The sequence below is a fragment of the Nonomuraea monospora genome (assembly GCF_039531895.1).
Classification (GTDB): Bacteria; Actinomycetota; Actinomycetes; order Streptosporangiales; family Streptosporangiaceae; genus Nonomuraea; species Nonomuraea monospora.
In genome coordinates, this window is the sequence record NZ_BAAAQX010000084.1 from 1 (window position 1) to 8,582 (window position 8,582).

Annotated in this window: 9 protein-coding genes and 1 pseudogene; 7 read left to right on the top strand and 3 right to left on the bottom strand. The window is 68.4% G+C overall.

Going from position 1 to position 8,582, the window contains the following annotated elements; all coding sequences use genetic code 11:
• The 3 genes from ABD331_RS60360 to ABD331_RS60370 all read left to right on the top strand — a co-directional run.
• Window positions 1-789: hypothetical protein (locus ABD331_RS60360; RefSeq protein WP_344496595.1), on the top strand; the 789-nt coding region annotated here is incomplete at its 5' end.
• 9 nt (window positions 790-798) lie between these two features.
• Window positions 799-1,422 (top strand): ribonuclease D, encoded by a 624-nt coding sequence (locus ABD331_RS60365; protein WP_344496597.1) that lies wholly within the window; start codon window positions 799-801, stop codon window positions 1,420-1,422.
• Window positions 1,423-1,539: 117 nt separating this feature from the next.
• The gene (locus ABD331_RS60370; protein WP_344496599.1) at window positions 1,540-2,031 is read left to right on the top strand and encodes a hypothetical protein; all 492 of its coding nucleotides are present in this window, start codon (window positions 1,540-1,542) and stop codon (window positions 2,029-2,031) included.
• 207 nt (window positions 2,032-2,238) lie between these two features.
• On the opposite strand, the gene ABD331_RS60375 is transcribed toward ABD331_RS60370, so the two are convergent.
• Both ABD331_RS60375 and ABD331_RS60380 read right to left on the bottom strand, forming a co-directional pair.
• A complete protein-coding gene (locus ABD331_RS60375; protein ID WP_344496601.1) occupies window positions 2,239-3,057 on the bottom strand; it encodes a class I SAM-dependent methyltransferase in 819 nt (272 codons plus the stop codon).
• Entirely contained in the window at window positions 3,054-5,291 is a 2,238-nt protein-coding gene (locus tag ABD331_RS60380; protein WP_344496603.1) for a cytochrome P450, read from the bottom strand. The genes ABD331_RS60375 and ABD331_RS60380 overlap by 4 nt, the downstream gene beginning before the upstream one ends.
• Before the next feature lie 160 nt (window positions 5,292-5,451).
• On the opposite strand from ABD331_RS60380, the gene ABD331_RS60385 reads away from it, so the two are divergent.
• From ABD331_RS60385 to ABD331_RS60400, 4 genes are all read left to right on the top strand, one after another.
• The gene (locus ABD331_RS60385; protein ID WP_344496605.1) at window positions 5,452-6,750 is read left to right on the top strand and encodes an NAD(P)/FAD-dependent oxidoreductase; all 1,299 of its coding nucleotides are present in this window, start codon (window positions 5,452-5,454) and stop codon (window positions 6,748-6,750) included.
• 95 nt (window positions 6,751-6,845) lie between these two features.
• Window positions 6,846-7,364 carry an EF-hand domain-containing protein gene (locus tag ABD331_RS60390; RefSeq protein ID WP_344496607.1) on the top strand — a complete coding sequence of 173 codons (519 nt, stop codon included), beginning with the start codon at window positions 6,846-6,848 and terminating at the stop codon, window positions 7,362-7,364.
• A 200-nt stretch (window positions 7,365-7,564) separates the two neighbouring features.
• Window positions 7,565-7,954 (top strand): EF-hand domain-containing protein, encoded by a 390-nt coding sequence (locus tag ABD331_RS60395; RefSeq protein WP_344496609.1) that lies wholly within the window; start codon window positions 7,565-7,567, stop codon window positions 7,952-7,954.
• A gap of 87 nt (window positions 7,955-8,041) precedes the next feature.
• Window positions 8,042-8,260: a hypothetical protein gene (locus ABD331_RS60400; protein WP_344496611.1), complete on the top strand. Its 219-nt coding sequence runs from the start codon at window positions 8,042-8,044 to the stop codon at window positions 8,258-8,260.
• Here the strand turns inward: ABD331_RS60400 and ABD331_RS60405 are convergent.
• Window positions 8,248-8,582 (bottom strand): annotated as a pseudogene (locus ABD331_RS60405) (hypothetical protein); the annotation flags it as partial. The gene ABD331_RS60400 and the pseudogene ABD331_RS60405 sit on opposite strands and share 13 nt — an antisense overlap.

The following is an 8,582-nucleotide window of genomic DNA, read 5'->3' on the forward strand; positions in this document are numbered from 1 at the left end:
GGCAGCGCAGGGCCGGCCCGAACCCCGCAAATGGTTGGGCCACCCAAGCTCGATCACAGGCCCGGCTCAGCAGACCGCGATCGAGACGCAACCGACCAGGATCGACCTCTTAACACCAGCTACCTAGATCTCGGATGGGAAGGAGGGAAAGCGCTCCTCAATAACTTGGGGTCCGCCTTCATCGTATCCGTGGGACTGGCGCTCGTCTGGGACCTATGGGGTAGGCGCGCATTCTCCAGAGAGATATTAGAGACAGCTCGGACCGCAACAGAGGTGGAAGCCGCCGGGGTCGTGCGCATTGGGACGAACTACGTCGAGGACCCAGACTGGGAAGATCTCTTCAGAAATGTTCGCAAGCTGGATATATTTGTTACGTACGGGCGGACATGGAGAAACGCTCAGATGTCACGACTGCGGGCGCTGGCGAGTAATGCGGATGCGAGGATTCGCATATATCTTCCGGATCCTGATGACCCCGCCACCATCGCCCATCTTGCCGACCGCTTCTCGATGGACCCCACGGAACTTGTTAACGCCATCAAGGAATCCAGGCGGGAGTTCGAGGGACTCGCCACAGCAGGCAAGGCAAGGATTGAGGTGTACTACAGGAAGGGCGACGTCGTCTTCAGCTGCTACCGCTTCGACCAGACTGCGATTCTGGTCTTGTACTCACACAGCCGTAAGCGGTCACAAGTGCCAACGATCGTGTGCCGGGCAGGCGGGAGCTTGTATCAGTTCATCCGCGACGAGCTTGCGGCGATCGAGGAGCAGAGCAAGCTCGTCAACTAAGGAGGAGTCATGTTGTCCCAGACCAGCCTCGTCGAAGGCGATCTTCCGGACGACCTCTTGCCCGCCCTGCGTCATGCGGGCTTAGTGGCATGCGATATTGAGACTTCCGGCCTTGACTGGAAGCGCGCCAGAATCGCCACAGTCCAGCTATATACTCCCGACGTCGGTGCCATAGTTCTCAAAATTCGCTCCACCCCTCCTCGGCGCTTTATATCAGCAATGGAAGACAGGAGCATCATAAAAGTTTTTCATCATGCACCATTCGATCTACGCTTTCTGCGTGCGCACTGGGGAGTGGATGCCACCACCATCATATGCACCAAGGTCGCCTCACGCTTAATCGATCCCGATGCCGACAGATCTCAACACAGCCTCAAGTATCTTTTACAGCGCTATCTAGGCGTAGATATCAGCAAAGCTCAGCAAACAAGCGATTGGGCGGCGCCATCTCTGTCCGCCGAACAAATAGAGTATGCCGCGGAGGATGTGCGGCATCTACTGGATCTCTGGACCGCTCTCGAATCTCGTCTAGGACACGCCGACCTGCTTCCTTTATATCGGAGGTGTATGGCTTTCATGCCAACTCAAGTACAACTGGAGATCAGGGGCGTCGTAGACGTCTTCGCGCATTGAGCTGATCTCAGAGAAATAATTCGGGCGATCTGGGGACGGATGGCCGAAAGGCTCCACGTGATTGCTCATCGTGCCATGCTCGACGTCCCCCGACCGTTGGTTCGCTACGTTGGACGGTTGCTGCGCGACGAACGTGGCCGACTCGGCACTCCGCAGGGCAGTCGTGCGCTGACGCCGTTCTGGCAGGCGGTGATGATCCTGCGCTGGTTCCGGGGCGGGTACGACATACCCGAACTCGGCCGCGATCACCGGATCTCCCGGGCCACGGCCTACCGCTACATCCCCGAGGGGATCAATGTCCTCGCAGCTCAAGCGCCTGATCTGCACGAGGCTCTGGATCGCGCCCAAGCCGACGGGCTGGCCAACATCATCCTGGACGGCACCCTGATATCGACCGACCGCTGCGCCGAGCAGATCATCAGCGTCAAGGGCGAACCCATCGACGCCTGGTACTCCGGCAAAGCCCACCGGCACGCCGGCAACCTCCAGGCGCTCTCGGCACCCAGCAGGCTTCACCGGACCGTCACCATCAATGGCAGCACCAATGGCTTACAGAAGTCCCAGAAACAGCATCGCCCGGCATCGCCACGCATCCTGCCTGCGACATGACCAACATCAACAATGTGCGGGCTGCACTCGAGAAACGAGGACGGTGTCCACAGGCGACGCCTGTGAACACCGCTGCCCGCTTCCTCTCGTGCCCCGCACTCGCCAAGGTCCGCACCGTCACGAGCCCGGCCATGCGCGGGCCGTCCCTGGCCCTGCACCCGCGCGGGCGAAGCCTCACCCCCTGGGTTGAACCGTGGTGGTGCGGATTCAGGCGGAGCGGCTCGACGGGGCGGCGGGGCGTTGGGCCCAGCTGGAGACGTAGGCCAGGCAGACGTCGAGGAAGTCGGGCTGGTCGAGCAGGTGGTCGAGGCGGGCGGCGTCGTCGGCGGCGAGGAGGCCGTGCTGGGTCATGGCCTGGCGGACCTGGTCGAAGGTCGCTCTCCACAGCACGTCGTCAGGGCCTGCGTCGCCGACGGTGCCCACCGCGACGTGCAGGCCGGGGTTGACGAGGCCGGCGGCGGTCAGCGGGGCGGGCATGGTGCGGGGCCAGCGCAGGTCGGTGCCGAGGGTGGCGGCGAGGAGCTGGGCGCCGCCGAGAGCGACCTGTTTGAACAGGGGACTGGGCGAGGACTCGACGGGGAAGACGTCCGGGTCTTCGACGATGAGCCAGCCGCCGGGGCGCAGCCATTGGGCGGCTCTCTTGAGTACCTGGTCGCGGTCGGGCAGGTGGACCAGGAGTGCTCGGGCGTGGATGAGGTCGAAGGTGCCGTCGGGGAAGCCGTCGTGGGTCACGTCGTGGCGGACGACCCGCAGATGGGCGGGCAGGTCGCCGGTCAGGAAGCGGGTGTCGAGGTCGGTGGCGGTGACCTGGCCGAGGGGGCAGCGGGTGGCCAGCCAGCGGGCGATCGAGCCGGCGCCGGCGCCGAGTTCGAGGCAGGCCCAGTCGCGTCGCGGTTCGAGGCGCTCGATGAGGGCGACGGTGGTGGCGTCCCGGGCGGTTTCCAGCGCCTGGAGGCGGCCGAGTTCGGAGCTGACCGCGTGGCTGAGTGCACCGTCGTGGTAGGTGCGTGGGGGTGTGGTGGTCATCGCTCGCCTTCCATGGTGATGAGGAGACTGTCCGGTCCGCGGCTGATCAGACCGGTCTGGGTGGGGGTGAAGCCGTCTGCCCAGCGCAGGCCGGGCAGTGCGCGCAGGAGGATGGGCATGGTGGTGCCGAGCAGGCGGGCCAGGTGGGCGCCGAGGCAGAAGTGCCGGCCCGCGCCGAAGGCCAGATGGGCGGCCGACGCGGCGAACTGCCGGTCGGTGGAGGCTTCCGCGCGGTGGACGTCGTAGCGGTCGGGGTCGGGGAAGCGGTCGGGATCCCGGTTGGCGGAGGCCAGCAGGCAGACGACGGTGGCGTCCGGGGGCAGGCGGCCGGAGGGCAGTTCGACCGGCTCGGTGGTGTGGCGGATGACGATCTGGGTCGGCGGGTCGCGGCGCAGTGACTCGGCCCAGGCGGCGTCGGCGAGGGCCGGGTCGTGGCGCAACTCGGCGAGCGCGCCGGGGTTGTCGAGCAGGTTGGCCGCGAACAGCGCGAGCGCCCTGTCGGTGGTGTCGGCGCCGGCGGCCAGCAGGACCGCGCAGCAGCCCATGATCTCCTCATCGTCCAGCGGCCTGCCGTCCACGAGGCTGGTGCACAGGGTCGACAGGAGGTCGTCGCCGAGGCGGGCGCGGCGGGCGGCCAGGTGCCGGCGGAGGTAGTCGTAGAGGTCGTCGCGGGCGGCCAGGCCCCGCTGGAGTGTCAGGGGGTCCTGGCGGTGGTCGCTCATGTACGCGAATCCGGCGGTGTACCAGGGGCGCAGGAGTTCGGCGTCGTCCAGGGGCAGCCCCAGCACCCGGGTCAGCACGGTGATGGGCAGTTGCCGGCAGAAGCCCGTGGCGAGGTCGGCCTGTCCGGTGTCGCGGATCTGGCGGGCGGTGCCGGCGGCGAGGCCGGCGGCGGCGGTGTGGGCGGTTCGGCGCAGGGCGGTCATCGCGTGTCCGCGGAAGGCCGGTGACAGCAGGGCCCGGTGCACGGTGTGCTCCCGGCCGTCCATCTCCAGCAGGGTGCGGCCGAGCATCGCGCCGACCTGCCAGGCGTAGCTCTGGGACGTCACGTCCGGGTGGCACAGCGCGGCGCGTACGTCGTCGTACCGGCTGATCACCCAGGCGTCGAGCGGTTCGTCGCGCATCAGCGGGAAGTGACGGCGCAGCCGCGCGTACAGCGGGTAGGGGTCGCGTTCGAACTCGGTCCACACCAGGCTCGGCGGGGTGCGGGCGGTGTCGATGGTGGCGGCGGACCGTTGCCAGTGGTAGCGGCCGACGGACCGGTGCCAGGACAGGCCGGCGGCCATGGCGGCCGACAGCCGATGGGCCAGCGCGCTCGCCCTGTCGCGGCCGGGCGAGGGAGGGTGCAGGGCGAGTTCGGTCTGTGCGGTCTGGAAGGCGTCCACGCGCCGCATGATCATCGCTTGTACGGTGTCGACCGCCGCCTGCCAGGCGACCCCCCGTTCCCTCCGTACGATCTTGACGAGGTTGGCGTCCTCGCGCAGCAGCAGGTCCTTCTCCAGCGAGTAGACGTCATTGGTCCAGCTCAGGACGTCGCCCGCGCAGTCGCGCAGCCGGGTGACGAGTGCGTCGAGATCGCCCGGCCAGAGGGTGTTGAGGCCGTGGACGGCCTCGATCAGGTCGAACAGCAGGTCGGCGCCGAGCAGGTCGCGCCGCATGGCGGTGTAGGCGGCGAGGGAAGGGGCCCGCGAGGCGGTCATCCGGCACTGGGCGCGCAGGTGGCGGACGACATGTCCGGCGATAGCGCTCTGCCAGGCGGGGCCGCCGAGCCGCCGGGTGCGCGGCCAAAGGTCGCCGGCCAGCGTCTTCAGCATCGGGTCGTCGTGGCGGTGCCCGGGTCCGTGTTCGACGATCCGCCGGGCGGCTTCGGTGAAGGTGTCGAGGACGCCGTCGTCGGCCCAGTGCCCGTCGTCGATGCGGTCGTCCAGGAGGAGGGTCCAGAGGACCCATTGCAGCAGGATCACGGCGCGTTCGCGTGGGGCGTCGCCACTGAGTGCGATCCCGGCGTCCAGGAGGCCGGGGCGCAGCAGCCGATCGTGGCCGCGCGGGCCGATCAAGCCCTGGTCGAGGGCCCAGCGGCTGGCTTCGCGGCGCAGCGCCTCACTGTCGTGGCGAGCGGCGGAGGCGGGAAAGGGCAAGGCCAGATCGGGGAGGGAGAAGACGGGAGGCGCCTCTGCGGCGCCGGGTCCTTCGTGTGGGGTGGTGTGCTGCTTGGCCCCCGAATAGGTAGTCACAGATCCCCTCTCCTGCATGTTTAACTCACAGTAATTGAGTGATAACGCATTGGTCATGGCCTCCCAGAGGGAGGGAAGTGGCTGGCGAGACAGCCAAGGCTGGCCCTGCCGCAAGTGGCGGAACGGCCAGGACGGTGTCTGCTGACAGGAGAGAAGCGACGTGGGAGACGAACACGCGATCGTGATCGGGGCGGGCTTCGCCGGCCTGCTCGCCGCCCGGGTACTGGCCGATCACTACCCCGCCGTGACGCTGCTGGAGAAGGATCCCGTCACGACCGACACCGTCCGGCGGCCCGGCCTGCCGCAGGCGCGGCACGTTCACGTCCTGCTCGACCGGGGGATGCGGGGCCTTGAAGCGCTCTTTCCCGGGCTGGCCGGGGAGTTGGCCGGTGCGGGAGCGGCCACGTTCGACGTCTGCCGGATGGCCGCGATGCTGCCGCGCGGCTGGGCGCCGGACGTGCCGCTCGGGCTGCCGTTGACCTCCGTGGATCGCGGCGTTCTCGACCGCGCTCTGCGCCGGCGCGTTCTGGCCCTGCCCGGCGTGCGACTGGAGGCGGGGTTCGGCGTCGAGCGAGTGCTGTTCACGCGCGGTCGCTGCGCCGGGGTGTCCGGCCACGCGGGTCAGCACGGATTTCGGGACGTGCACGCCGACCTGGTGGTGGACGCCTCCGGCCGGCACTCGCGGCTGCCTCACTGGCTGGCCGCCGCCGGCCTCCCGGCGCCACCCGAACGCGTCCTGCCCGGCCGGGCCTGCTACACCTCCCGCCTCTACCAGCGCCCCGCCGGCGGTTCGTGGCGGCCCGCGGTCGAGCTCACCTCCGCGCCGCTCATCCCGCGCGGCGCGGCGGCCGTGCCCGTCGAGCCGGGTCGCTGGCTGGTCAGCCTCACCGGCATGAACCAGCAGGCGCCCGCCGACGAGGCCGGGTTCCTCCGGTACGCCCGCTCGCTGCGCAACCCCGAGATCAGCCGTGTCATCACCGAAGGCCGGCCGCTGACGCGCGTCCACCGCTACGCGGTGCTCCCCAACCGCTGGCGGCTCCACCATCGGACGGCGAGCGCCGGGTCAGGTGGGCTGCTGGCGTTCGGCGACGCGTTGTTCTGTCTCAACCCGGTCTACGGCCAGGGCATGACGGTGATCACCATGCAGGCGCTCCTGCTGCGCGATCTGCTGGCCGAGGGGCGCCGCCCGGAGGCGTTCGCGGTCAGGGCGCCGCGGCTGCTCGCCGTACCGTGGCTCATGACGACCGCGGCGGACATCGGCTGGACGCCGGGGCGCCGCCGTTCGCCTGCGAGGCTGGCCGCACATGCCCTGAACAGGCTGCTCGACCATGCTCCCCACGATGCCGACGTCTACCGCAGCCTGTTCTCGGTCATCCACCTCGCCGCGTCCCCCGCCACGCTGCTGCATCCGCGCCTGCTCGTTCATCTCGGCCGGCCATCCCCCGGCGGGAGTCCGTGAGACAGCGAAGTGTTCCTGTTACGGAAGGTCTTTGATGGCAACTCTCTGCTACTAATAGCGCCTAGAAAGTTACTCAAAGTAGTCAAGGGGGTCCCATGGACGCGCGGCACGAGCGGATCAAGGCTGTCTTCGATGTCCTCAACACCAACTCCAACGGTTACCTCGAAAGCATCGACCTGGAGACGGCGGCACGCCGGATCATCAGGGATCTCGGAGTGGACCCGGGCTCCGCACCGGCGCGGACGTACCTCGACAGCATCACCGGCTACTGGACGAGCCTGGTCAGCGAGCTCGACCAGAACAACGACGGCCGGCTCAGCTTCGATGAGTTCGCCCGGCCGCACACCCCGGCCAACTACCCCTCCGCCGTCCGGCCGCTCGCGGAGTCCCTCGCGCAGTTGTGCGACCTGGATCAGGACGGGTTCATCGAGCACACCGACTTCGTGACCGCCGCTCTCGGCATCGGCTTCCCGCGCGCCGCGGCCGAGACGTTCTACGCCGAGCTCGACACCAGCCGGGAGGGACGCATCCCCACCGGCGCCTTCCTGACGATGTTCGAGAACTTCCTGCTGGCCGAGACCCGGACGGCAGGTCAGACACTCGTGCCCAACTAGAGAGCTCATGCGGCGGGTGGCGGGCCGCGACAACGGCCGCCACCCCGTTCGCCCTTGACCCGATCGATCATCGAATGGAGCAACCCCATGCCCGTGTCCTCCCCCGAACGCCTGCGGATGCGCTTCGACCAACTCGACCTGAACGGCAGCGGCTCGCTGACCTCCGGCGACTTCACCCTGTACGCCTCACGCTCCGCTCAGTGCTCGGCGTGCCGCCCGGCTCCCCCAAGGCCCTGGCCCTGCTCGAAGGATGCCGGCGATTCTGGGAAGGCCTGGCCGCCGCCGCCGATCACAACGACGACGGCCAGGTCACCTTCGAGGAGTACGCCGCCTTCTCCCACGCCCCCGCCTGGTTCGCCCAGCACGGCGAGCCGTACGTGACGGCGCTGTCGGCCGTCCTCGACCTGGACGACAACGGGCTCATCGAGCGCGACCACTTCCTCGGCTTCCACAGCGTCGCCGGGTTCCCGCTGCCGTACACCACGAAGCTCTTCGATCAGCTCAACATCGACGGCCGCGGACGGGCCCGGACGGACCGCTTCGCCGATTTCGTGCGCAGCTTCTACACCACCGGCGACGACCTGCTCTGACGCGTTCTCATGCCGAGATGCGGCGGCCTCAGCCGCGCCCTGGCCCATGCCCGTCAGGCCGTCGCCGACCCCCGTTACGGCCCGCTTGTGCGCGCCGGGACCCGCCAGGCGCTCAGGGCCAGGATGCCCGAGAGCTGGGAGCCCGCCCAGGAGCAGCTCGATATCGGGCAGGTGCACAGCGAGAAGGCGCCGCCGTTCAGCCTGAAGGTGCCAGAAGCGGTCACCGCCTGCAGCCCGGCCCGCGCCGTGCTGCCCAGAGCGCAGGCCGCCTGCACCGTTTCGCGCCCCGCACGTCAGGAGGCGTGACTGATGGCCCCGGACCGTTCGACGACCTTCTGCGCCGTGTCCGAGCCCTCGAAGCGGGTCTTCGTCGTCTGGTACGGGTCCACGTTCTCCTTGGTCACGAACAGCAGGCCCGTGTTCGTCTCCGACGGGTACAGCAGCCCGCCGGACAGCTTGTACAGATACAGGTAGAGCACCGGCAGGAAGCCCTGAAGGTAGGGCTGCTGGTCGATGGTGTAGTCGAGATCGCCCGACTTCACCGCCGCCAGCGTCTCCGGCACCAGATCGAACCCGCCGGCCACCTTCAGCCCCTTGGCCCGCATCGAGTACTTCTTCACGGTCTGCC

Coding starts and splice junctions, on each gene's coding strand:
- ABD331_RS60365 (WP_344496597.1), top strand. CDS start 799: ATGTTGTCCCAGACCAGCCTCGTCGAAGGCGATCTTCCGGACGACCTC.
- ABD331_RS60375 (WP_344496601.1), bottom strand. CDS start 3,057: ATGACCACCACACCCCCACGCACCTACCACGACGGTGCACTCAGCCAC.
- ABD331_RS60390 (WP_344496607.1), top strand. CDS start 6,846: ATGGACGCGCGGCACGAGCGGATCAAGGCTGTCTTCGATGTCCTCAAC.